Here is a 21,346-nt window from a genome sequence, read left to right on the forward strand (position 1 = left end):
CGTTCCCGGCAGCTCCGTCCGTCCCCCGATCGGGCGTATGGACGGCGGCCGGGATCGCGTGCTGAAGGCCGGGCGGCCGACTCGTAGGCTTGTCCGTATGACCCACCTTCCCGCCCGGCGTCTGCTGCTGGTGCATGCGCACCCGGACGACGAGTCGATCAACAATGGCGTGACCATGGCCAAGTACGCGGCCGAGGGCGCCCTGGTCACCCTGGTGACCTGCACACTCGGCGAAGAAGGCGAGGTCATCCCCGCCGAGCTCGCCCATCTTGCGCCCGACCGCGACGACACCCTGGGCGCGCACCGCGTCGGCGAGCTGGCCGCCGCCATGGCGGCCCTCGGCGTCACCGACCACCGCTTCCTCGGCGGCGCGGGCCGCTACCGTGACTCCGGAATGATGGGCGCCCCCCAGAACGACCGGCCGCACGCCTTCTGGCAGGCCGACCTGGACGAGGCGGCCGCCCACCTGGTGGCCGTCATCCGCGAGGTCCGGCCGCAGGTGCTGATCACCTATGACCCGAACGGCGGATACGGCCACCCCGACCACATCCAGGCGCACCGCGTCGCGATGCGCGGCGCCGAGCTCGCCGGGCAGGCGGAGTTCCGGCCCGATCTCGGACCCGCGTACGCGATCGGGAAGATCTACTGGAACTGCAACCCACGCTCGGTCGTCGAGGAGGGCTTCGCGCGTCTGCAGGCGGCCGGCGTCAGCTTCCCCGGTGTCGCCTCCGCGGACGATGTCCCGGGCGTGGTGCCCGACGCGGAGGTCACGGCGTCCATCAGCGGCGGCCCGGTCCACGCGGCCGCCAAGACCGCCGCGATGCGCGCGCACTACACCCAGATCGCGGTCGACGGGCCGTTCTTCGCCCTCTCCAACGACTTGGGGCAGCCGCTGTTCGGCAGCGAGCACTATCTGCTGGTGCACGGTGAGGCCGGCGCTTCCAAGGGCGGGCGCGAGGACGACCTTTTCGCGGGAATCGCCGTAAGTGCGGACAGGGGCCGAAGCGTCCGGATGGAGGAGGCCGCGGAATGAGTACGGGAAAAAGCGGCGGCGCAGGCAACGGGGCCGAGGGCGCCCGCCGGTCGCGGGCGGGCAGCGGTAACGGCTCCGGCCGGCGCCCCGCGCCCCCACGCCCCGCCGACAACGGGATGTCCGCACCGGTGACGCCGGGCCGGGTGGGCCTGTACGTCCTGCTGCTGGTCGCGGGCGCGCTGGTCGCGCTCGCCGGGACGCTCGTCCAAGCGGCATGGTTCCCGGGCGGGTTGCTGCTGGCGCTGGCCGGGACCGGCGCCCTCTTCTACGGAGGTGCCACTGCGACCGGCACCGTGGCCGGCGTGCTGATCCCGGGCGCGGGCTGGCTGCTGTCCGTGTTCGGGCTGCTCAGCCAGGTCCGGCCGGAGGGCGACTTCCTGTTCGGCGCGGGGACCAGCTCGTACATCTTCCTGGCGGGCGGCATCGTGGTCGCTGTGATCTGCGCCACCGTCGCCCAACGGCGCACTACGGGCGTACCGTACGGCCGAGTTGGCGGATGACATGGTCCATACCAGGACGGATGCCGCAAGCGGCCCGGTGAACGGTTCCGGTTCCGGGGGTTCGCCCGAGCCAGCGGTGTTCGTACGCTCTTCAGGTGTCCTTCGGCGGCGGCCAGTATGGTGGTGCGCGCCGCCGCGCCGCCCTGGGGGCACCTCCTGGCCTGCGGCCGGGGATCATCTCTGACGAGCGGCGGAGCCAACCGGGAGAACCTGCTTTGAGTCGTGAATCTGACAGTTCGTCCTCCGGCCCCCAGGGCCGTGGCGGAGCCGCGTACCCCTCGGGCACGCAGCCGTACGGCTCGCCCGGGGGAGACGCCGACGACGCCGCGGCCCGGCCGGAGGAGCCGAAGACCGAGACCACACTGACGACGCGGATCAAGATCAACATTCCGGGGTCCCGCCCCATCCCGCCGGTCGTCGTGCGCAAGCCCGTCGGTGAGGAGTCCGGCATGAACCCATCGGCCGCACCCGGCTCTTCCGCCGGCTCCCGGGGCGCGCCGGGTCCCGTACGCGGCGCCGAAGCCGGCGGCGAACGTACCGGGAACACCCCGCGGCCCGAGGCCTCCGCCGAGGCGCCGCCCGCGGGCGGCCCCGCCGAGAAGACCAGCGACTGGTTCGCCCCGCGCAAGCCGCAGGCCGGCCCCGGCGGCGGGTCGTCGACCACCGGGACGCACGCGGCACCGCCCGCCCCCTCCGGCGCGACGCCGCCGCGCGGCCCGTCGGGCGGCCCGGGCACGCCGGCGGGCGCAAAGCCTGCGCCGCAGCGCCCCGATCTGCCCTATTTCTCCGACGGCCAGGACGCGCCGGGCGGCGGCTCGCCGTTCGACACCGGGGTGCCGCAAGGCGGTTCGCCGTTCGACACCGGGGTCCCGCAGGGCGGCTCGCCCTTCGACGGCTCCCCGTACGACGGCGACGCACACGGCGGCTCGCCCTTCGACGCGCCCGCCCCGCCCGCGCGCGAGCGCAGCCCCTTCGACTCCCCGATGGGCGGCGCGGCCGGCGGCCCCGTGGGACCGAGCGGCCCGACGACCGGCCCGGCACGCGGCGACAGCACGCTGGGCCTCCCGCCCGGCTTCCGCGACCCCGCGCCGGGCGCCACCCCCGGCAGGCCCGACGACACCGCCGAACTCACCCCGCAGCCCCCGGCGCCCCCGCTGGCCGGGCCGGGCAACGGCATCGGCGTCACCGGCGGCGTCTCGGGCGGACTGCCCGGCGGCGCGGCCACTGCGCCGCCCGGCACCGCCAAGAAGGGCGGCCGCAGGGGCGGTGTGCCCGGCGCCGTCGGCGCGGACACCGGCCTGCGCGGCGGGTCCGCGCCCGGTGCGCGGGTGTCCGGCGACACCCTGGTCAGCGGCATCCCGACGACCTCCGACGGCCCGTCGTCCCCGTCGCCGTTCGCGTCCGGCCCGGCCGACGGCGACGAGAGCGCCGCCCCGGCGCCCCGCCGCAAGATCCCCGAGCCGATCAATCCGCCCAAGAAAAAGGGCCGCAACAAGATCGTCCTGGCGGGTGTCGGCCTCGTGGTCCTGGCCGGTGTCGCCTACGGCGCCGGTCTGCTGCTCGACCATGCCGATGTGCCCAACGGGACCACCGCGCTCGGCGTCGACATCGGCGGCCTGACGAAGGACGAGGCCGTCAACAAGCTGGAGAAGGAGCTGGGGGACCGGCGCACCGCGCCCCTCAAGCTCACCGTCGCCGGCAAGCCCGCCACCCTCCAGCCCGCCCAGGCCGGCCTGAACATCGACCTCCAGGAGACGGTCCGTGGCGCTGCCGGCCGGGACTACAACCCCGTCTCCGTCATCGGCTCGCTGTTCGGCGGCACCCGCGTCGCCACGCCCGCGATGATCGTCGACAACGAGAAGCTGGGCGTCGCGCTGCAGAACGTGGCCGGTTCCGCGGGCGCCGCCAAGGACGGCGGGATCACCTTCGAGAACGGCAAGGCCGTGCCGCACTACGGCGTGCCGTACAAGTCGGTCGACACCGAGGCGTCCCAGACCAAGGTCTCCGACGCCTACCGCGACCGCGCCTCGACCGGCACCGACACCCCCGTCGTGCTGGCCGCCACCACCCAGCAGCCCAAGATCAGCAAGGCCGCGGTGGACAAGGCGATGAAGTTCTACGGCGAGCCCGCGATGTCGGGCCTTGTGACGGTCCGTTCGGGGGCGCACACGGTCTCCTTCAGCCCGCAGAAGTCGATCCCGAAGTTCCTGTCCATCGCGCCGGGCAGCACCGGCGCACTGACGCTCAAGTACGACCTGCCGGCCCTCAAACAGCTCTACGGCGACACCTTCAACGGCGTCCTGCTCACCAAGGGCAACGGCTCGAAGAAGCCGGTCAGTGTCACGGATGTGGCGAGCGCGGTGGGCAAGGCGCTGCTCGGCCGCACTCCCGCCGAGCGGATCCAGACGATCGGCGCGGACACCCAGTGACCGCCGGCGCGACCGGCAACTGACCGCCGTACCGCGCGGAACCGCAGGTGGAGGCCCCCTCGGGGCGATTCCTCAGGGAATCCCCCAGGGGGCCTCACCCATGACATCTGTCATGCCGAAGTCCCTACACACGACACTGCCCGCCGGCTCGCGCATCCGTGAAGCTGAATGGCATGACGACGACAACCACCACCACAGCCACCGCCGCGCGGGCCGCGGGCCGGGTTCCCGTGGTCAGTTTCCGGGGGGTCGGCAAAAGCTACGGCGCGGTGCGCGCGGTGGCCGATCTGGACCTGGAGCTGTACCCGGGCGAGACCGTGGCCCTCCTCGGGCCGAACGGCGCCGGCAAATCCTCCACCCTCGACCTGCTCCTCGGGCTGCGCAGCCCCGACTCCGGCAGCCTGTCGCTGTTCGGTACGACCCCGCAGCGTGCCATGGCGCAGGGCAGGGTCGGCGCGATGCTGCAGAGCGGCGGCCTGATGGAGGGCGTCAAGGTCAAGGAGCTGGTGGGGCTCGCCCGCGATCTGCATCCGCGCGGCCTTCCCCTCGACCAGATCATGGCCACCGCCGGCATCACCGAAATCGCCGACCGCATGGTCGACAAGCTCTCCGGCGGCCAGGAACAGCGGGTGCGCTTCGCCCTCGCCACCGCCGGCGCCAATGACCTGATCGTGCTGGACGAGCCGACGACCGGCATGGACGTCTCGGCGCGGCAGACCTTCTGGGGCGCGATGCGGCAGCAGGCCCGGCAGGGCCGTACGGTCCTGTTCGCCACGCACTACCTCGAAGAGGCCGACGAGATCGCCGACCGGGTGATCGTGCTGCACCGTGGCCGGGTGCTGGCCGACGGCACCGCCGCCGAGATCAAGGCCCGCGCCGGCGCCCGCCGGGTCACCTTCGACCTCGAGGAGCCCGTCGACCGCGAAGCGCTGCACGGCCTGCCCTTCCTGACCTCCCTGGAGATCTCCGGGGAACCGCGCGGCAACGGCACCGGCAACGGCAACGGCACCGGCACCGGCCGCACGGTCCGCATACGGTCCCAGGACGCCGACGCGACCGTGCACGCGCTCTACGGCCTCGGCGTTTACCCCCGCAATCTCGAGGTCTCCGGCCTCGGCCTGGAGCAGGCCTTCATCGCCCTCACCACGGCATCCGACGCGACCCCCGCCACCGCCGAGGAGGCGGCACGATGACCACTCTGATCAAGCTGGAGATCATCCGCGCACTGCGCAACAAGAAGTTCATGTTCTTCTCGGTGATCTATCCGCCGGTGCTGTACCTGATCATCGCCGGCGGCGCGGACAGCAGGCCGATCCCTGGCATGAAGCTCGACATGGGGCTGTACTACATGGTCTCCATGGCAGCATTCGGTGCCATGACCGCCGTTCTGCTCGGCAACAGCGAGCGCATCGCCAAGGAGCGCGAGAACGGGTGGGTGCGCCAGCTGCGGCTGACGGCCCTGCCCGGCCGCGGCTATGTCGCCGCCAAGATGGGCGCCGCCGCGACGGTCAGCCTGCCCTCGATCCTGCTCGTCATGATCGTCGCCGCAGCGGTCAAGGGCGTACGGCTCGAGGCCTGGCAGTGGATCACCATCGCGGCCTGCACCTGGCTCGGCAGCTTTGTCTTCGCCGCGCTGGGCGTCGCCATCGGCTACATGGCCACCGGCGACGCGGTCCGCCCGATCGCGATGCTGATCTACTTCGGCCTGGCGTTTCTCGGTGGCCTGTGGATGCCGCTGACGATCCTGCCGCAGTGGGTGCAGAACGTCGCCGAGTGGTTCCCGACCCACGCGTACGCCGCGCTGGGCACCGCGGTGGAGGCCGGCGCCGCACCGCACATCAAGGACATGGCGATACTGGCCGGCTACCTGCTGGTCTTTGCCGGCGGCGCGGCCTGGCTCTACCGGAAGGACACGCGCAGGGCATGAACGAGCCGGAGGCCGGACAGAACCCGGTCCTGATCGGGACACAACCTCGCAACCTCAGGCAGGTGCTGGTCAAGTGCCTGTGGATCGGCATCTGGTTTTCCTACCTGTCCGGCCCTGTCGGGCAATTGCTGGACGGCAGGATGTCCCCGGCCCGCGAGACGCTGGGCTGGAGCGGGCTCAGCGTCTTCGCCCTCACCTACTTCGCCCTGGTCTTCCGGCAGATCATCCATCTGCCGACGGGAGGAAGCCTGGTGCGCTGGGTGCTGGGCTTCCTGGCAGCGCTCGCGGGACTGCTGTCGTTCACGCTCGGCCCCAACTGGCTGGTGCTGTTCACCTTTGTCGCCTGCGCCGCCGCGATGACGCTGCCCTTCTCCCTGTCGCGGTGGGTCATCCCCGCGCTGACCGCCGCGCTCATCGCCATCGGCCTGCGCTACGAAGATGCGCGGATCTATCTGTTCGCCTACGCGCTGCCCTGCCTGCTGAGCGGCTTCGCCCTGGTCGGGGTGCAGCATCTGATCCGCACGACCGCCGAACTGCGCTCCGCCCGCGAGGAGGTCGCCCGCCTCGCCGCCAACGAAGAACGGCTGCGCCTCGCCCGCGACCTTCACGACCTCCTCGGCCACTCCCTCTCCCTCGTCGCCCTCAAGAGCGAGTTGGCCGGGCGGATGCTGCCCGACCGGCCCGAGGACGCCGCCCAGCAGGTCGCCGACATCGAGCGGGTCAGCCGGCAGGCGCTGGTCGACGTCCGGGAGGCGGTCACCGGCTACCGCCGGCCACGGCTCGCCGTCGAGCTGGCCGGGGTGCGTGCGGCACTCCGTACGGCCGGTGTGGAGACCACCGTCGGCCCGGCCCTGGAGGGCGAGCACCACGGCCTCGCGGCCGACCAGGAGGGCGCGCTCGCCTGGTCGCTGCGCGAGGCCGCCACCAACGTCGTACGGCACAGCGGCGCCCGCCACTGCGAACTGCTGCTGACCGAGGAGTGGGAGTCCGACGAGCGCCGCTATCTGTGTCTGACGGTGCTCGACGACGGCGCGGGCCCGCCCCGCGCCCTGCACGACGGCAACGGCCTCAGCGGCCTGCGCGAGCGCCTCGCCCTGGCCGACGGCCGCCTGGAGACCGGTCCCGCACCCCGCGGCCGCGGCTTCGCCCTGCGCGCCTACGTCCCCCTGGGAGGCCCGGCACCGTCCGGCGGCGGCATGACCGGGACGGCCGCCCGAACCGTTGGGCCACCCGGCTGAAATTCACCAGCGAGGGTTTGAGTTTGTGCGGTTCGACGGCGTGGCGGGCGGACAGCGGCAGCACGATATGTCTGACCACCCACCAGGACGAAGGCTAGGAGCACCGTGAGAAGACTTGTGCAGGCGGGAAGTGTTGTCGGGGCGTGCGGCCTGATGCTGCTCGGCGCCGGAACCGCCAGGGCCCAGGACCCATCGCTGCTCGAGGCCGCGGTGGGCGTGGATCTCGCCGATGTGACCGGCATGGTTTCCAACACCATGTGCAACAACCGCCTCGCCGACTTCAATTACAAATCGCCGAGGATCAAGTCGCCGCACCCCTGCATCAACGGGCCTTCACACAGCGGGAACAGCTTGCACAGCGGAAACTTCATCAATCGCGGAAATCCGAACAATAGCGGAAATCTCAGCAGCACCAATGGTTCCACCAATAGCGCCAATTCCGCCTCGGGGAATCAAGCGGGCAGCGAAAACAACATTCAGCGGCTCCTCGGTGGACTCCGCCACTGATAAATCATCACGGAATGCTCCGCTGAAAACGCAACAAAACACCTCCGCCCCGGTACGTTCCGGGGGCGGAGGTATGTGTCCGTCGGCGCTGCGTCACAGGTGCCGCGAGGCCCCGGCCTGGAGCCGGGCTAGAGCTTCTGCTGGTTGTTCTCGCTGTCCGCCTCGTTCCCCTTGGCGGTGTTACCGGAGTCGGTGGTCCCGTTGGTGTTGGTCGGGCTCCCGCTGTTGCTGGCGGTGCCGCCGATGTAGATATTCTCCGAATTCCTGAGGTTTCCGCTGTTCACCGGCCCGTTGATGCACACCCTGGCCCGGTGCCGGCACACGAGATTCGAGTTCATCTCGATCCATGTGTCGCCGTTCGCCGAGCCCCCCCAGTCCTCGTACCCGCTCCATGCCATGGCGGGCGTCGCCCCGCCCAGAGCCAAAAGCACCCCGCAAGCGCCTGCAATCCAGTGGTTGGTGCGTGCCGATTTCTTCACCTTGTGGTCCTGCCCCTCACGGTTGGTAAGTCGCAGTCTTGCTACCGGCTGAGCACCCCTCCACCAAGCTTGTACGACGGCCCGTCCCCGTATTCACTCTCCCCGCCCGCCGGATTCACCGTGTCGGCTCTCCCCGGCGTCAACATCCCGGCACGCCCGCCACGCTGGCTACCCTGGGCGCATGACCGACCCGGACGGCGAACGGCCCGTGACCTGCGTAAGACTGCTCCTCGTCGAGGACCAGTCGATGGTCCGGGAGGCGCTGGCCGCGCTGCTGTCCCTCGAACCCGATCTGGAGGTCGTCGCCCAGGCGGCCCGCGGCGACGAAGTGCTCCCGGCGGCCCGCGCCCACGCCGTGGACGTCGCCCTCCTGGACATCGAGATGCCCGGCATCAGCGGCCTGGACGCGGCGGCCGCGCTGCGGCACGAGTTCCCCGGCATCAAGATCGTCATTCTCACCACCTTCGGCCGCCCCGGCTATCTGCGCCGCGCCATGGAGGCGGGCGCCGACGCCTTCCTGGTCAAGGACGCCCCGGCGGCCCGGCTCGCGGAGGCCGTGCGGCGTGTACTGCGCGGCGAGCGGGTCATCGACCCGGCCCTGGCCGTGGCCGCGCTCGCCGACGGCGCCAGCCCCCTGACCGAGCGTGAGCGCGAGGTGCTCCGGATGGCCGACGGCGCCACCAACGCCGAGATCGCCGCCGACCTGCACCTCTCCCAGGGCACCGTCCGCAACTACCTCTCCCTCGCCATCCAGAAGACCGGCGCCCGCAACCGCGCCGAGGCGGTCCGCACCGCCCGCGACAAGGGCTGGCTGTAGATCCTCCGCCGGGCCCGGCCCTGAGGACCTTCGTCCCTGTGCGGCGCCGCCCGCCGTCCCGCAGGCTTGAACTGTTATGCCCTACACCCGCCCGCCGGAGAGCGGCCGCCGCGCGGCCCTGCTGCTGATCCTCGCCATCGCGATCGTCGTGGTGCTGGACGCGACGACCGGCCCGGAGCTGCACATCTCCTCCTTCATGGGCATCGCCCCACTGGTGGCCGCGCTGCGCTGCTCGTACCGCTGGTCGGTGGTCGTGGCGGCCGTCTACGTGGTGTGCCTGACCTACATCGACATCCTGACGGTGCCGGACTGGGCCCCGGCCAGCCGCGTCGTCGGCGTCTTCGGCGCGGTTCTGGTGGCCGTCTTCGCGCTGGTGCTGTGCCGTACCCGGCTCGAGCGCGAGGCGCTGCACGCCCGCACGAGCCTGGTCGCCGACACGGTGCAGCGGGCCGTGCTGCGCGAGCTGCCGCTGCGCGCCGGGCCCGTCGAGGCGCACGGTTTCTATGTCTCGTCCCAGGAGGGCGCCCGGGTCGGCGGCGACATCTTCGAGGCCGTCGAGCCCCCGCACGGGCTGCGGCTGATGATCGGCGACGTGCAGGGCAAGGGCATGCCGGCCATCGGCGCGGGCCTGGAGGTGCTGGCCTCGTTCCGGGAGGCCGCCCATTACCAGGAGTCGCTGGAGTCGGTGGCCGAACGCATGGAACAGGCCCTGACCCGCTACAACACCCGCTCTGCCGAGCAGGGCACCGACGAGCGCTTTGTGACCGCGCTGCTGATGGAGGTGCGCGCGACGCACCAGGGCCGGGTGCTCTCCTGCGGCCATATCCCGTACTACCGGGTGCGCGACGGGGCGGTGGAAGAGCGCAGCGACGGCGAGGGCGGCCTGCCGCTGGGCCTGGGCACGCTGAGCGGCGAGCCGCGCCGCAGCGTACGGGTCCGCCCCGAGCCCGACGACTGGGTGGTGATGTGCACAGACGGCGTGACCGAGGCGCGCGGCGCGGACGGCGACTTCTACCCCCTGGGCGAGCGGCTGGCCGCCTGGACCCACCTGCCGCCCGCCGAACTGGCCCGCACCCTCCGCGCCGACCTGGAGGACTTCACCGAGGGCGACCTCAAGGACGACGCAACGGCACTGATCGTGCACCGCACCGGGTATGCATCGGCCTGGGGCGCCGGCTCTCCCTAGGGGCTCCCCCTACGGGTAGCGAACGCCCCAGGCCGATCCCTACCCGCGGAGCGCAGGAATCAGCTGCGGAGCTGCGGAGCGGCGGAACCAGCCGCGGCACACGGACGGACCGGGGCGGGCCCGGCGGCCCGCCGTACGCGGCCGGGCCCGTCCCGCCCCGTCCCGCCCCGCCCCGTCCCGCCCCGTCCCGCCCCGCCCCGTCAGTTGAGCATCGCGCGGGCCGCCGCCGCCTGCCGTCGGATCGCGGTGGCGCCGGCCGGTTCGACCGCCTCCACCACCCGCGCGTACTCCTCCAGCTCCGCCGCCCCCGCGGTGAACTCCCCCCGCTGGACGAGGAGTTGGGCCCGTTCGTGGCGCAGCCGCGCCGGATGGCTGGGCAGCAGAAGTGACAGGTCCAGCGCCCACAGCTGGACGGCGCTGTGCTCGGGGCGGGCCTGCGCCCAGGCCCGGATGTTGTTGAGGATCCGCAGGACGGTCTCCAGCGGATCGGCCGGTGTGAGCATCCGCTCGGTCAGCGCCCCGCCGGTGGCACCCCGTACCAGCAGCGCCGCATCCTCCTCGCCGACCAGCCGCCCGCCCGCGAACGGGTCCACCAGCACATGCGCACCGTAGGGATCGCCGAAACCGGCGATGAAGTGGCCCGGCAGCGCCACCCCGTACACCGGCGCCCCGGCCCGCCGCGCGACCTCCAGCCACACCACCGACAGCAGGATCGGCAGACCCCGGCGCCGTCGCAGCACCTCGTGCAGCAGCGACGACTCCAGCCGCTGGTAGTCGGCGGGCGAACCGCCGAAGCCGCAGCGGGTGCCGAGCAGCTCGGCGAGATTACGGGCCCAGGCGCCAGGGCCTCCGGTCGGCGCGTACGGGAGCATCCCGGCCAGCCGGTCCAGTTCGATCTGCGCCTCGTCGATGCCCGCCTCGCCCAGCTCCGGGTCGGCCTCCGCGGCGATCAGCAGGCACAGCAGGGCCAGGTCGGGCTTCTCCGCGCGGGCGGCCTCCGCGAACTGCCGCCGCCGCGCGGCGCGAGCGCCGTCCGCCTCCGGCTCGGATTCCTTGGCCATAGCAGTGGGATACCCGTTCAGTCCGCGGCGCCCGGCAGGGCACGCCGGTAGTGGTAGCGGTGATGGTTGGTGAACCCGAGCCGGTCGTACAGCGCGCGGGCACCCTCGTTGTCCGCCTCCACCTGGAGGTACGCGGCCGAGGCGCCCTCCTCCAGGGCCCGCTCGGCGAGCGCCGCCGTCACCAGGCCGGCCAGCCCCTGACGCCGCTGCGCGGGGGCCACCTCTATGGCCGCGAAGCCCGCCCAGCGCCCGTCGGTCACCACCCGGCCGATCGCCGCGGCGCGCCCGTCCGGCCCCGGCACCGTCGCGAACCACACGGAGGGCCCGCCGGTCAGGACCTTGCGTACCTCCGCGGTGACCGCACCGGCCCGGTTGTACAGCCCGAGCCACTCGGCGTCCGGCTCCCGGGCGAGGATGACGCTCCCCCAAGCTCTCGGCTTCGCTCCAACAGGGGGGACCCCCATGGTGTCCACGTCGGTGTCGGCGAGCGGCGCCAGCGCGGAGATCCGTACCACCGTGTGTGCCTCGTCCGTCCACCCCCGCTCCGCCAGCGCGTCCGCCAGCGTCTCGTCGGTGTCCGCCCGCCCGGTGGCCACCGTGATGACCGCGGGCAGCCCGCGCTCGCCGTACCAGTGCGTGACCCGCTCCAGCGCCGCATCCAGCGGGAGGCCGGGATCCCCGAGGGGCAGTACGGAATTCGCTCGCCGCGTAAAGCCTCCGGAGGCCCGCAGCGTCCACTCCCCGAGACGCTTCGTTTCCACGGCCGGCCAGCCGCGCGCGGCGACCTCCTGGAGCTCGCGGGTACTGGCCGCCGGGCCCTTTCTGCGGGCGGGCTGCGCGGGGACCACTTTGGCCGCGACCAGCGCCCTCTCGTCGATCCGTACGGTCTCACCATTGCGCCGTGTGATGCTCAGCACACCCTCGTCCCAGGATGTGAGAACGCCGACCGCATCGGTGAACGCCGCTTCCCCCGGCCCACCCCCGGACAGACGGCGAACGGATACCCTTTTTCCCACGTCAGCAAGGGTGATACGGACTTCCGCACGACCGCCGGCCATGAATTCCATCGCTCTTCCCGCCCCTCTTGTTCGTCTCGTGCCCGGGAACGGAGATACTAGGTGGCGGGCATCGACGACGCCGCGCTCCCGCGCGCCCAGCGGCGGTACTGCCTATCGGACCGCCGGCCCTACTGAGGAGGAACGACAGCGTGACCTACGTCATCGCGCAGCCTTGTGTCGACGTCAAGGACAAGGCATGCATCGAGGAGTGCCCCGTCGACTGCATCTACGAGGGTTCCCGGTCCTTGTACATCCACCCGGACGAATGTGTCGACTGTGGTGCGTGTGAGCCGGTGTGCCCCGTCGAGGCGATCTTCTACGAGGACGACACTCCGGAAGAGTGGAAGGACTACTACAAGGCGAATGTGGAGTTCTTCGACGAGCTCGGTTCGCCCGGTGGCGCCAGCAAGCTCGGCCTGATCGAGCGCGACCACCCCTTCATCGCAGAGCTGCCGCCGCAGAACCAGTAACACCCCGGGGGACCGGGAGGGCGCCCGTCCGCCCCTCCCGCCTCCGAGAGTCAGCGGTCGCACGGCGCCGCCCGGTCCCGTACGGCCACGATGCCGTACGGGACCGAAGCATTTTTGCGTCGCCGGCCCCCGCGTCACCCGCCTGAGAAAGTGAGCACCGATAGTGGGCGCAGTCTCCTCCCGTCTCCCTGTCTTTCCCTGGGACCGGCTCGAGCCGTACAAGACCACCGCCGCCGCACACGCCGACGGCATCGTCGACCTCTCCGTCGGCACCCCGGTCGACCCCGTGCCCGCGGTGATCCAGCAGGCCCTGACCGACGCGGCGAACAGCCCCGGCTATCCCACGGTGTGGGGTACGGCCGCGCTGCGGGACGCGCTCACCGGCTGGGCCGCCGCCCGCCTGGGCGCCCACGGCCTGGAGCACACCAACGTGCTGCCGATCGTCGGCTCCAAGGAACTGGTGGCCTGGCTGCCGACCCAGCTGGGCCTGGGCCCCGGCGACAAGGTGGCCTACCCGCGGCTGGCCTACCCCACCTACGAGGTCGGCGCCCGCCTGGCCGGCGCCGAGCCCGTCGTCTACGACGAGCCGACCGACCTCGACCCCACCGGGCTGAAGCTGCTCTGGCTCAACTCGCCCTCCAACCCCACCGGTCGGGTCCTGACCGCCGACGAGCTGCGCCGCACCGTCGCCTGGGCCCGCGAGCACGGCGTGCTGGTCTTCAGCGACGAGTGCTACCTCGAGCTGGGCTGGGAGGCGGACCCGGTCTCCGTACTGCACCCGGACGTCTGCGGCGGCTCCCTCGATGGCATCGTCGCCGTCCACTCGCTCTCCAAGCGCTCCAACCTGGCCGGCTACCGCGCCGCCTTCCTGGCCGGTGACGCCGCCGTCCTCGGCGAGCTGCTGCAGATCCGCAAGCACGGCGGCATGATGGTCGCCGCGCCCGTCCAGGCCGCCACCGTCGCCGCGCTCGGCGACACCGCCCATGTCGCCGAGCAGCGCGAGCGCTACGCCCGCCGCCGCACCGCCCTGCGCACCGCTTTCGAGGCGGCCGGCTTCCGTATCGAGCACAGCGAGGCCTCGCTCTACCTCTGGGCGACCCGCGACGAGCCCTGCTGGGACACCGTCGGCGACCTCGCCAAGCGCGGCATCCTGGTGGCCCCCGGCGACTTCTACGGGACCGCGGGGGAGCGGTTCGTACGGATCGCCTTCACCGCGACCGACGAGCGGGTGGACGCCGCGGTACGCCGTCTCACCGAGTGAGCCGCTGACATACGAGAACGCGCCGGGGCCCGGGGAGAGCAGCGCTCCCCGGGCCCCGGCGCGTGGCGCGGACGCTCAGCCGCTGATCGGCATACCACCGATCATGCCCTGCACCGGACCGCCGAGCAGGCCGGCCACCGGAGCGAGCACGCCCGGGGCCGCAAGGGGCATCGCGTCGGCCGACTTGCCCTTCTTGGCGACCCCGCCGACGACACCCTTCGCCTTCTGGGAGACGCCCTTGGCGAGCGGCGCGGCCTTCACCAGCGACACACCCTTCGCGACCGGCGCGCCCTTCGCGGCGCCCTTCACCAGCGAGACGCCCTTGGAGACCGCCGCGCCCTTGGCGAGCGACGCGGCGTTCGCGATCGGCGCGGCCTTCGTGACCAGCGGGATGACGGCCTTGGCCGCCGACGGGGCGAGATTCGTGGCGGTCTGCTTGCCCGCCTCATTGACCAGGCCGACGCCGGTCGCGGCGGTGCCGCCCAGGTTCTTGCTGGTGCTCGCGGAGTCCGGGGCGCTCAGTCCGCTCAGGCCGGGTGCCGCGGGCAGGGTTGCGGCCTCGGCGGAGCCGGCCGCCGCCACCACGGGAGCGGCACCTGCGGCAATGAGCAGGGCGGCTCGGGCGATCCGACGCGTAACGGGGAGGGACATGGTGCTCCTTTTACGGAGAGGGACTCGTAACTTCTGACAGATGTGCCATGTCCGCCTGGCGGACGCACTGAATATCGCGTCAGGTCCCCGAAGGTTGCGGTGAACTCAGGTAAAGAGTTGGTAACGCGTCACATAATCCGCCCTGGATAAAGAGGGGCAATATGCCTGCCGCGCGAGGACGTGAGGAAACGTCACAGCCCTTTCGGCGCAAGGCGATTGCCCGAAACTGTGGCGTGCGCTCGGCCAACTCCCCGGCCGTAAAAGGGAATTGGCGCCGGTGACCCTTTCGGGGGATCCGGCGGACTACTGCGCGGTGATGATGCGGACGCCGCCGGTGTCCGCCCCGGAGGCGTCCGGCCGCTGCTGCCAGCCCTTCCCCGCATCGGCCGCCGACCACATGCGGTCGGCGTAAGAGATCTGTTCGATGCGCAGCTCCGCGGAGTGTGCCATCGCCCAGGACGCCAGCTCCCAGCCGCGCCGTGTGCGGTCGCCGTCGGCGCCCGCCCCGTCCCGCTGCACCGGCACCGTCACCCTGCGCTCCCCGGCCGCCGCCCGGCCCCCGGCGCCGGCCACACGCGGCAGCACCTCGGGCCCGAACTCCCGCACCAGCTTCTCCCGCACCGCGGCGACCCCGCCGGCCTTGCCGTCCACCGGGCGGCTCTGGCTGCACACCAGCGCCGCATGATCGCGGCCGGTCAGTGCCCCGGTCAGCCGCGCGGCGTTCGCCTCGTGCTTCGCGTACGCCTGCGGATAGCCGCTGCGCTGCACCTTCTGCGCGGCGGCGGTCAGCGGCAGCCGGGAATAGCCGGGCACCTTCGCCAGATGCGTGTAGAACTCCCCGGCCGCATACACCGGGTCCATGATCTGCTTGACGGTGCCCCAGTCCTGGGACGGCCGCTGCTGGAAGAGCCCGACCGAGTCCCGGTCACCGAAGTCGATGTTGCGCAGCCCCGACTCCTGCATCGCGGTCGCCAGCGCGATCGTCACCGCCCGCTCCGGCAGCCCGCGCGAGGACGCCACCGCCGAGATCGTCGCGGCGTTCGCGGCCTGCTCGGGGGTCACCTCGTACGGCTTGTCGTCGCCCTCGGCCTGCACCAGGCAGTGCGGCGCACCGGGGCCGCCGGTGACGTACTGCACGACCAGATAGACGGCCAGCCCGATCAGTACGGCGAAGGCCGCGGCGATACGCCAGAGGCGCTTGCGGGAGGCGGGGGCTTTGGGCTGGGCGGACACGCGCCCACCGTACTGGAGTGCTGCCGATAGGGTCGGATCCATGGAGCGCTCTGCACACCACCCCGCCCTCGACCTGTCGCTCGACGCGGCCCGGCTCACCGCGCAGCTTGTCGACTTCCCGTCCGTCAGCGGCGACGAGAAGGACCTCGCCGACGCGGTCGAGAACGCCCTGCGCGCGCTGCCGCACCTGACCGTCGACCGCTACGGCAACAACATCGTCGCCCGCACCCACCTGGGCCGCGACGAGCGGGTGGTGCTCGCCGGACACCTCGACACCGTGCCGATCGCCGACAATGTCCCCTCCCGGCTGGACGAGAGGGGCGTCCTGTGGGGCTGCGGCACCTGCGACATGAAGTCCGGCGTCGCGGTCCAGCTGCGGATGGCCGCCACCGTCCCCGCACCCAACCGGGACCTGACCTTCGTCTTCTACGACCAGGAAGAGGTCGCCGCCCACCTCAACGGCCTCGGCCGCGTCGCCGACGCCCACCCCGACTGGCTCGTGGGCGACTTCGCCGTGATCCTGGAGCCCTCCGACGGGCAGGTGGAGGGCGGCTGCCAGGGCACCCTGCGGGTCCTGCTGCGCACCACCGGTGAGCGCGCGCACTCCGCCCGCAGCTGGATGGGCGCCAACGCGATCCACGCCGCCGCCCCGATCCTGGCCAAGCTCGCCGCGTACGAGCCGCGCCGCCCGGTGATCGACGGCCTGGAATACCGCGAGGGCCTGAACGCCGTACACATCGAGGGCGGCGTGGCCAACAACGTCATCCCCGACGCCTGCACGGTCACCGTCAACTTCCGCTATGCGCCCGACCGCACCCCCGAGGAGGCGCTGGCCCACGTCCGGGAGGTCTTCGCGGACTGCCCGGTGGACGAGCTCGTCGTCGACGACCACTCGCCGGGCGCGCTGCCGGGCCTCTCCCACCCGGCGGCCAAGGCCTTCATGGAGGCCGTCGGCGGCAGCGCGCTGCCCAAGTTCGGCTGGACCGACGTCTCCCGCTTCAGCGCGCTCGGCGTCCCGGCCGTCAATTACGGGCCGGGCTACGCCCTGCTCGCGCACAAGAAGGACGAGCGGGTCGAGGTCGAGCGCATCTCGCACTGCGAGGAGCGGCTGCGCGCCTGGCTGACCGCCTGACCGCCTGACCGCCCGACCGCCCGACCGCCCGGCCGCCGCGCTCCCCGGGACCGCCCGCCGCCTGCCCGCGTACCGGCGGAATTCCCCTCCGCGCCACGCCGGTGGATCTACGCTGAAGCGGCAACGATCTGTCAGCGGAGGGAGCACGTCATGGCCAACCCCGAGGGAGCACCGACCCCCGAGGAGCAGCGGCTGGGTCCCGTACTGCGCCGTCACGACCAGGTGCAGCCGGGCACGACGGACCAGCGGCTGCTGGACTCCGAAGGGCCCTCCGAGTGGGTGCACACCGACCCCTGGCGGGTGATGCGCATCCAGTCGGAGTTCGTGGAGGGCTTCGGCGCGCTGGCCGAGCTGGGCCCGGCCGTCAGCGTCTTCGGCTCCGCCCGTACCCCCCAGGACTCCGCCGAGTACGACGCCGCGGTGCGGATCGGCGCGGCCCTGGTGAAGGCCGGGTTCGCGGTGATCACCGGCGGCGGGCCCGGCGCCATGGAGGCGGCCAACAAGGGCGCCAGCGAGGCCGGCGGGGTCTCCGTCGGCCTGGGGATCGAGCTGCCCTTCGAGCAGGGCATGAACCCGTATGTGAACCTCGGCGTCGACTTCCGCTACTTCTTCGTCCGCAAGACGTGCTTTGTGAAGTACGCGCGCGGGTTCGTGGTGCTCCCCGGCGGGCTGGGCACCCTGGACGAGCTCTTCGAGGCGCTCACCCTCGTCCAGACCCGCAAGGTGACCCGCTTCCCGATCGTGCTGTTCGGCTCGGCCTACTGGGGCGGGCTGATCGACTGGCTGCGCGGCACCCTCATCGCCCAGGGCAAGGCCTCCGCGCACGACCTGGAGCTCTTCCACGTCAGTGACGACGTGGACGAGGCGATCGCGCTGGTGACCAAGGAGGCCGGGATCTAGGGCCGGGTTCCAGGGCCGGGATTCAGGGGCGGGCGGGGCGGCCTACGCCAGTCCCCGGCGGGCGACCGCCGGGGGCCGGTGGCCGGCGATGGAGGCCACCATGTCCAGCACCTGACGGGTTTCGGCGACCTCGTGGACCCGGTAGACCTGGGCGCCCAGCCAGGCCGAGACGGCGGTGGTCGCCAGGGTGCCCAGCACCCGCTCCTTGACCGGCCTGTAGAGCGTCTCGCCGACGAAGTCCTTGTTGGACAGGGAGACCAGCACCGGCCAGCCGGTCGCCGTCATCTCGCCGAGCCGGCGGGTCGCCTCCAGGCTGTGCCGGGTGTTCTTGCCGAAGTCGTGCCCGGGGTCGATCAGGATCCCGTCGCGCCGTACGCCCAACTCCACGGCCCGCTCCGCCAGGCCCAGCGTCACCCGCAGGATGTCGGCCATCACGTCGTCGTACGTCACCCGGTGCGGGCGGGTACGCGGCTCGGCGCCGCCCGCGTGGGTGCACACCAGGCCGGTGCCGTAGCGCGCCGCGACCTCGGCGAGCGCCGGATCCACGCCGCCCCAGGCGTCGTTGAGGAGATCCGCACCTGCCTCGCAGACCGCCTCGGCGACCTCGTGCCGCCATGTGTCGACGCTGATCACGACATCGGGGAAGCGCTTGCGCACCTCGGCCACGAACCCGACCGTACGACGGGCCTCCTCCTCGGCGTCGACCTCCTCGCCGGGACCGGCCTTGACGCCGCCGATGTCGATGATCGTGGCGCCGTCCGCCACCGCCTGCTCGACGCGGGCGAGCGCGGGCTCGTCCTGGAAGGTGGCCCCCTGGTCGTAGAAGGAATCCGGGGTCCTGTTCACGATGGCCATGATCACCGGCTCGTGCGCACCGAACTCGCGATTTCCCAGCCGCAGCATTCCCTGACTCCCTCTCCGTGGTCCGTGAGCGACCCTAACTGTCGGACCCGCATGGCACGATCAGTAGCAGGCACAAGTGCGGGGAGTTGGTCGTGTTCTGGTTCTTGCTGATCGCGATGGTCGTGGTGGTGGCCGCGGTCACCCTCGTCGTCGTGGGCGGGGGCGACGGCGGAGAGGACGGCGGCCTGCGGGACGCCGAGCCGGACCGGCTGTACGACCCGCTGCCCGCCGACCGCCCCCTCGCCCGCGCCGATGTGGAGGCCGTCCGCTTCCCGGTGGGCGTCCGCGGCTATCGGATGGACGACGTCGACGACGCCCTGGACCGCCTCGGCGCCGAGCTGGCCGAGCGCGACGCGCGGATCGCCGAGCTGGAGGCGGCGCTGGCCGGGGCGCATGCCGCCGCGATGGGCGGACCGGGGCTGATACGGGATGCGGGCGCGGGCTCCGGGGAGGACGCGCGGCCCGGTGGCCGGGCCCCCGAGGGCCCGGCGGACTCCACTGACGAAGAGGGCGAGGGACGGGCATGAGCGGTGTGGTGACGGCTCCGGACGGCGTACCGCGCTGCCCGTGGGGCATGGAGTCGGAGCAGATGGCCGACTACCGCGCGTACCACGACACCGAGTGGGGCCTGCCGGTCCACGGGGACGACGCACTCTTCGAGCGCCTGAGCCTGGAGGCGTTCCAGTCCGGGTTGTCCTGGATCACGATCCTGCGCCGCCGCCCCGGCTTCCGGGCCGCGTTCGCCGACTTCAAGATCGCGGCGGTGGCGCGGTTCACCGATGCGGACGCCGAGCGGCTGCTCGCCGACCCCGGCATCATCCGCAACCGCCTCAAGATCGCCGCGACGATCGCCAACGCCAAGGTCGCCGCCGAACTCGCCCCCGGCGAGCTCGACGCCCTCATCTGGTCCTACGCCCCCGACCGGACCGGCCGCCCGGTGCCGCGCACCGTCGGCGATCTGCAGCCGGTGACCCCGGAGTCGACGGCGCTCGCCAAGGACCTCAAGAAGCGCGGCTTCCGCTTCGTCGGCCCGACGACGGCCTACGCCATGATGCAGGCGTGCGGCCTGGTCAACGACCACCTCGCGGACTGCCGTGCCCGCCGGAGTGCGGAGGCGGCGGCCGGCTGAGCCGGGCCGCCCGGCCCGGCCCGCAGCCGTAGGGGATCAGCGGCCCAGGAAGGCCGGCTTCTCCTTCTTCACGAACGCCTCGACCGCGATCTGGTGGTCCTCGGACGCCCCGGCCCGGCCCTGGAGCTCGTCCTCCTTGCCGAGGGTCTCGGCGAGCGAGTGCCCGGCCCCGTAGGCCAGCGACTCCTTGATCGCGGCGTAGGCGGCGGTCGGCCCCTGGGCCAGGCGCCGGGCGACCGCCGCCGCCTCCCCGGCCAGCTCGGCTGCCGGGACGACCTTGTTGGCGATGCCGAGCTCGTACGCCTCCTGGGCGCCGACGTTGCGCGGGAAGAGCAGCAGATCGGCGGCCCGGCCATGGCCGATCAGCCGGGGCAGCGTCCAGGACATCCCGGAGTCGGCGGTCAGCGCGACGCCCGCGAAGGAGGTGTTGAAGGACGCGGAATCGGCGACGACCCGGTAGTCGGCGGCCATCGCAAAGCCCGCGCCCGCGCCCGCCGCGACCCCGTTGACGCCCGCGACCACGGGCTTGGGCATCTCCGTCAGCGCCGTCACGATGGGGTTGTAGTGCTCGCGCACGGTGTTCATGGTGCTGCCCGAGCCCGTCGCCCGGTCCTCGGCCAGCAGCCCGATGTGCTCCTTGAGGTCCTGCCCGACGCAGAAGGCGCGCCCGGTGGCGGTCAGCAGCACGGCCCGTACCGCCGGGTCGGCGGCGGCCTCCTGGAGGATGTCCCGCAGCGCGACCTTCGCCTCCGTGTTCATCGCGTTCATCGCGTCGGGGCGGTTGAGGGTGATCGTCGCGAGTCCGTCGCTCACGTCGTAGAGCACGGTGTCGGCCATAGTGGGGGTCCCCTCCGTCGCGGCTCGGACTGCCCGGTGGTGGCAGTCAGCGCTCAGGATGCCGGAGATCATCGGGCTTCGGCATGTGACGTACATCAAACAACTGGGGCGCGTCGGACGTCGAAGGGTGGCGCAGTATCGCAGCCCCCTCCCCGAATTGAGTGGTTTTGGCCGAGCGCGTTGCGCAAGGGATGCTCCCCGATGTTGGTCATCGGGTCGTTCGATGCGGGATAATGGCCTGGAAGCAATGTGTTCGATGCCGGTGACACGCGCCTATCCAGGCCGTCGGCTGAGATGAGCTGGTTTCAGGAAGGGGAACGAGCATGGCGGCCATGAAGCCGCGGACGGGCGACGGCCCGCTCGAGGTGACCAAGGAGGGGCGGGGCATCGTCATGCGCGTTCCGCTCGAAGGCGGCGGGCGGCTCGTCGTCGAGCTGACCCCCGACGAGGCCAAGGCGCTGGGTGAGGCCCTGGAGAAGGTCACCGTCTGACGAGGGCGGAACAACCGCTGCGGTTTCCCGGGGGCTGACCCCCGGTACCCCCAGCCGAGACCCCGGCCCCGGCAGGGGGCGCGCAGAGACGGCGCGCCGCCTGC

The 21,346-nt window shown here is 72.2% G+C and carries 23 protein-coding genes; 16 read left to right on the plus strand and 7 right to left on the minus strand.

The window, feature by feature from the left end; genetic code table 11:
- Positions 1-97 precede the first annotated feature (97 nt).
- The 7 genes from mshB (at position 98) to AB0D04_RS00965 (ending at position 7,634) form a co-directional block, all read left to right on the plus strand.
- Complete coding sequence (mshB, locus tag AB0D04_RS00935) at positions 98-1,033, plus strand: N-acetyl-1-D-myo-inositol-2-amino-2-deoxy-alpha-D-glucopyranoside deacetylase (protein ID WP_362697588.1); 936 nt, start codon at positions 98-100, stop codon at positions 1,031-1,033.
- Positions 1,030-1,533, plus strand: coding sequence for a DUF6113 family protein (locus AB0D04_RS00940; protein WP_362697590.1), 504 nt, complete (start codon positions 1,030-1,032; stop codon positions 1,531-1,533). The genes mshB and AB0D04_RS00940 overlap by 4 nt, the downstream gene beginning before the upstream one ends.
- Before the next feature lie 215 nt (positions 1,534-1,748).
- A complete protein-coding gene (locus AB0D04_RS00945; protein ID WP_362697593.1) occupies positions 1,749-3,962 on the plus strand; it encodes a hypothetical protein in 2,214 nt (737 codons plus the stop codon).
- Between the two features lie 173 nt (positions 3,963-4,135).
- On the plus strand, positions 4,136-5,155 hold the full coding sequence (locus AB0D04_RS00950) for an ABC transporter ATP-binding protein (RefSeq protein ID WP_362697596.1): 1,020 nt from the start codon (positions 4,136-4,138) through the stop codon (positions 5,153-5,155).
- Complete coding sequence (locus AB0D04_RS00955; protein ID WP_362697599.1) at positions 5,152-5,889, plus strand: ABC transporter permease; 738 nt, start codon at positions 5,152-5,154, stop codon at positions 5,887-5,889. The genes AB0D04_RS00950 and AB0D04_RS00955 overlap by 4 nt, the downstream gene beginning before the upstream one ends.
- Positions 5,886-7,127: a sensor histidine kinase gene (locus AB0D04_RS00960; protein ID WP_362697602.1), complete on the plus strand. Its 1,242-nt coding sequence runs from the start codon at positions 5,886-5,888 to the stop codon at positions 7,125-7,127. Before AB0D04_RS00955 ends, AB0D04_RS00960 begins: the two co-directional genes overlap by 4 nt.
- A gap of 117 nt (positions 7,128-7,244) precedes the next feature.
- On the plus strand, positions 7,245-7,634 hold the full coding sequence (locus AB0D04_RS00965) for a hypothetical protein (protein WP_362697700.1): 390 nt from the start codon (positions 7,245-7,247) through the stop codon (positions 7,632-7,634).
- A gap of 128 nt (positions 7,635-7,762) precedes the next feature.
- On the opposite strand, the gene AB0D04_RS00970 is transcribed toward AB0D04_RS00965, so the two are convergent.
- Positions 7,763-8,113 carry a hypothetical protein gene (locus AB0D04_RS00970; protein WP_362697605.1) on the minus strand — a complete coding sequence of 117 codons (351 nt, stop codon included), beginning with the start codon at positions 8,111-8,113 and terminating at the stop codon, positions 7,763-7,765.
- Between the two features lie 181 nt (positions 8,114-8,294).
- Between AB0D04_RS00970 and AB0D04_RS00975 the strand changes: the two genes are divergently transcribed.
- Together AB0D04_RS00975 and AB0D04_RS00980 are read left to right on the plus strand one after the other, a co-directional pair.
- Positions 8,295-8,930: a response regulator transcription factor gene (locus AB0D04_RS00975; RefSeq protein ID WP_362697608.1), complete on the plus strand. Its 636-nt coding sequence runs from the start codon at positions 8,295-8,297 to the stop codon at positions 8,928-8,930.
- 76 nt (positions 8,931-9,006) lie between these two features.
- Positions 9,007-10,116, plus strand: a complete 1,110-nt coding sequence (locus AB0D04_RS00980; protein ID WP_362697611.1) for a PP2C family protein-serine/threonine phosphatase — start codon at positions 9,007-9,009, stop codon at positions 10,114-10,116.
- 200 nt (positions 10,117-10,316) lie between these two features.
- On the opposite strand, the gene AB0D04_RS00985 is transcribed toward AB0D04_RS00980, so the two are convergent.
- Together AB0D04_RS00985 and AB0D04_RS00990 are read right to left on the minus strand one after the other, a co-directional pair.
- Positions 10,317-11,177: a transglutaminase-like domain-containing protein gene (locus tag AB0D04_RS00985; RefSeq protein ID WP_362697614.1), complete on the minus strand. Its 861-nt coding sequence runs from the start codon at positions 11,175-11,177 to the stop codon at positions 10,317-10,319.
- Positions 11,178-11,194: 17 nt separating this feature from the next.
- Positions 11,195-12,244: a GNAT family N-acetyltransferase gene (locus AB0D04_RS00990; RefSeq protein WP_362697617.1), complete on the minus strand. Its 1,050-nt coding sequence runs from the start codon at positions 12,242-12,244 to the stop codon at positions 11,195-11,197.
- A 140-nt stretch (positions 12,245-12,384) separates the two neighbouring features.
- Here AB0D04_RS00990 and fdxA point away from each other — a divergent pair, with 140 nt between their 5' ends.
- Together fdxA and dapC are read left to right on the plus strand one after the other, a co-directional pair.
- Positions 12,385-12,705, plus strand: coding sequence for a ferredoxin (gene fdxA, locus AB0D04_RS00995; protein ID WP_033319951.1), 321 nt, complete (start codon positions 12,385-12,387; stop codon positions 12,703-12,705).
- Between the two features lie 163 nt (positions 12,706-12,868).
- Positions 12,869-13,966: a succinyldiaminopimelate transaminase gene (dapC, locus tag AB0D04_RS01000; RefSeq protein ID WP_362697620.1), complete on the plus strand. Its 1,098-nt coding sequence runs from the start codon at positions 12,869-12,871 to the stop codon at positions 13,964-13,966.
- 75 nt (positions 13,967-14,041) lie between these two features.
- Here dapC and AB0D04_RS01005 read toward each other — a convergent pair whose 3' ends face one another.
- Both AB0D04_RS01005 and AB0D04_RS01010 read right to left on the minus strand, forming a co-directional pair.
- On the minus strand, positions 14,042-14,617 hold the full coding sequence (locus AB0D04_RS01005; RefSeq protein WP_362697623.1) for an ATP-binding protein: 576 nt from the start codon (positions 14,615-14,617) through the stop codon (positions 14,042-14,044).
- Between the two features lie 303 nt (positions 14,618-14,920).
- Positions 14,921-15,850, minus strand: a complete 930-nt coding sequence (locus AB0D04_RS01010) for a heavy metal transporter (RefSeq protein WP_362697626.1) — start codon at positions 15,848-15,850, stop codon at positions 14,921-14,923.
- A 40-nt stretch (positions 15,851-15,890) separates the two neighbouring features.
- Between AB0D04_RS01010 and dapE the strand changes: the two genes are divergently transcribed.
- Both dapE and AB0D04_RS01020 read left to right on the plus strand, forming a co-directional pair.
- The gene (dapE, locus tag AB0D04_RS01015; protein ID WP_362697629.1) at positions 15,891-16,982 is read left to right on the plus strand and encodes a succinyl-diaminopimelate desuccinylase; all 1,092 of its coding nucleotides are present in this window, start codon (positions 15,891-15,893) and stop codon (positions 16,980-16,982) included.
- 150 nt (positions 16,983-17,132) lie between these two features.
- On the plus strand, positions 17,133-17,882 hold the full coding sequence (locus tag AB0D04_RS01020) for a TIGR00730 family Rossman fold protein (RefSeq protein ID WP_362697632.1): 750 nt from the start codon (positions 17,133-17,135) through the stop codon (positions 17,880-17,882).
- Between the two features lie 42 nt (positions 17,883-17,924).
- Here AB0D04_RS01020 and folP read toward each other — a convergent pair whose 3' ends face one another.
- Entirely contained in the window at positions 17,925-18,785 is an 861-nt protein-coding gene (gene folP, locus AB0D04_RS01025; RefSeq protein WP_362697635.1) for a dihydropteroate synthase, read from the minus strand.
- A 92-nt stretch (positions 18,786-18,877) separates the two neighbouring features.
- Between folP and AB0D04_RS01030 the strand changes: the two genes are divergently transcribed.
- Together AB0D04_RS01030 and AB0D04_RS01035 are read left to right on the plus strand one after the other, a co-directional pair.
- The gene (locus AB0D04_RS01030) at positions 18,878-19,312 is read left to right on the plus strand and encodes a DivIVA domain-containing protein (RefSeq protein WP_362697638.1); all 435 of its coding nucleotides are present in this window, start codon (positions 18,878-18,880) and stop codon (positions 19,310-19,312) included.
- Positions 19,309-19,914: a DNA-3-methyladenine glycosylase I gene (locus AB0D04_RS01035; RefSeq protein ID WP_362697641.1), complete on the plus strand. Its 606-nt coding sequence runs from the start codon at positions 19,309-19,311 to the stop codon at positions 19,912-19,914. Before AB0D04_RS01030 ends, AB0D04_RS01035 begins: the two co-directional genes overlap by 4 nt.
- 36 nt (positions 19,915-19,950) lie before the next feature.
- On the opposite strand, the gene AB0D04_RS01040 is transcribed toward AB0D04_RS01035, so the two are convergent.
- Positions 19,951-20,751 carry an enoyl-CoA hydratase-related protein gene (locus tag AB0D04_RS01040; protein WP_362697644.1) on the minus strand — a complete coding sequence of 267 codons (801 nt, stop codon included), beginning with the start codon at positions 20,749-20,751 and terminating at the stop codon, positions 19,951-19,953.
- 323 nt (positions 20,752-21,074) lie between these two features.
- On the opposite strand from AB0D04_RS01040, the gene AB0D04_RS01045 reads away from it, so the two are divergent.
- Positions 21,075-21,242 carry a DUF3117 domain-containing protein gene (locus tag AB0D04_RS01045; RefSeq protein ID WP_003985072.1) on the plus strand — a complete coding sequence of 56 codons (168 nt, stop codon included), beginning with the start codon at positions 21,075-21,077 and terminating at the stop codon, positions 21,240-21,242.
- Positions 21,243-21,346 lie beyond the last annotated feature (104 nt).

The sequence above is a fragment of the Streptomyces sp. NPDC048483 genome, from assembly GCF_040651455.1.
Lineage (GTDB): Bacteria > Actinomycetota > Actinomycetes > Streptomycetales > Streptomycetaceae > Streptomyces.

Bases quoted from the DNA above. Each gene is read 5' to 3' on its own strand.
- mshB (WP_362697588.1), top strand. From the start codon at position 98: ATGACCCACCTTCCCGCCCGGCGTCTGCTGCTGGTGCATGCGCACCCG.
- AB0D04_RS00940 (WP_362697590.1), top strand. From the start codon at position 1,030: ATGAGTACGGGAAAAAGCGGCGGCGCAGGCAACGGGGCCGAGGGCGCC.
- AB0D04_RS00950 (WP_362697596.1), top strand. From the start codon at position 4,136: ATGACGACGACAACCACCACCACAGCCACCGCCGCGCGGGCCGCGGGC.
- AB0D04_RS00955 (WP_362697599.1), top strand. From the start codon at position 5,152: ATGACCACTCTGATCAAGCTGGAGATCATCCGCGCACTGCGCAACAAG.
- AB0D04_RS00960 (WP_362697602.1), top strand. From the start codon at position 5,886: ATGAACGAGCCGGAGGCCGGACAGAACCCGGTCCTGATCGGGACACAA.
- AB0D04_RS00975 (WP_362697608.1), top strand. From the start codon at position 8,295: ATGACCGACCCGGACGGCGAACGGCCCGTGACCTGCGTAAGACTGCTC.
- AB0D04_RS00980 (WP_362697611.1), top strand. From the start codon at position 9,007: ATGCCCTACACCCGCCCGCCGGAGAGCGGCCGCCGCGCGGCCCTGCTG.
- AB0D04_RS00985 (WP_362697614.1), bottom strand. From the start codon at position 11,177: ATGGCCAAGGAATCCGAGCCGGAGGCGGACGGCGCTCGCGCCGCGCGG.
- AB0D04_RS00990 (WP_362697617.1), bottom strand. From the start codon at position 12,244: ATGGAATTCATGGCCGGCGGTCGTGCGGAAGTCCGTATCACCCTTGCT.
- AB0D04_RS01005 (WP_362697623.1), bottom strand. From the start codon at position 14,617: ATGTCCCTCCCCGTTACGCGTCGGATCGCCCGAGCCGCCCTGCTCATT.
- dapE (WP_362697629.1), top strand. From the start codon at position 15,891: ATGGAGCGCTCTGCACACCACCCCGCCCTCGACCTGTCGCTCGACGCG.
- AB0D04_RS01020 (WP_362697632.1), top strand. From the start codon at position 17,133: ATGGCCAACCCCGAGGGAGCACCGACCCCCGAGGAGCAGCGGCTGGGT.
- folP (WP_362697635.1), bottom strand. From the start codon at position 18,785: ATGCTGCGGCTGGGAAATCGCGAGTTCGGTGCGCACGAGCCGGTGATC.
- AB0D04_RS01035 (WP_362697641.1), top strand. From the start codon at position 19,309: ATGAGCGGTGTGGTGACGGCTCCGGACGGCGTACCGCGCTGCCCGTGG.
- AB0D04_RS01040 (WP_362697644.1), bottom strand. From the start codon at position 20,751: ATGGCCGACACCGTGCTCTACGACGTGAGCGACGGACTCGCGACGATC.
- AB0D04_RS01045 (WP_003985072.1), top strand. From the start codon at position 21,075: ATGGCGGCCATGAAGCCGCGGACGGGCGACGGCCCGCTCGAGGTGACC.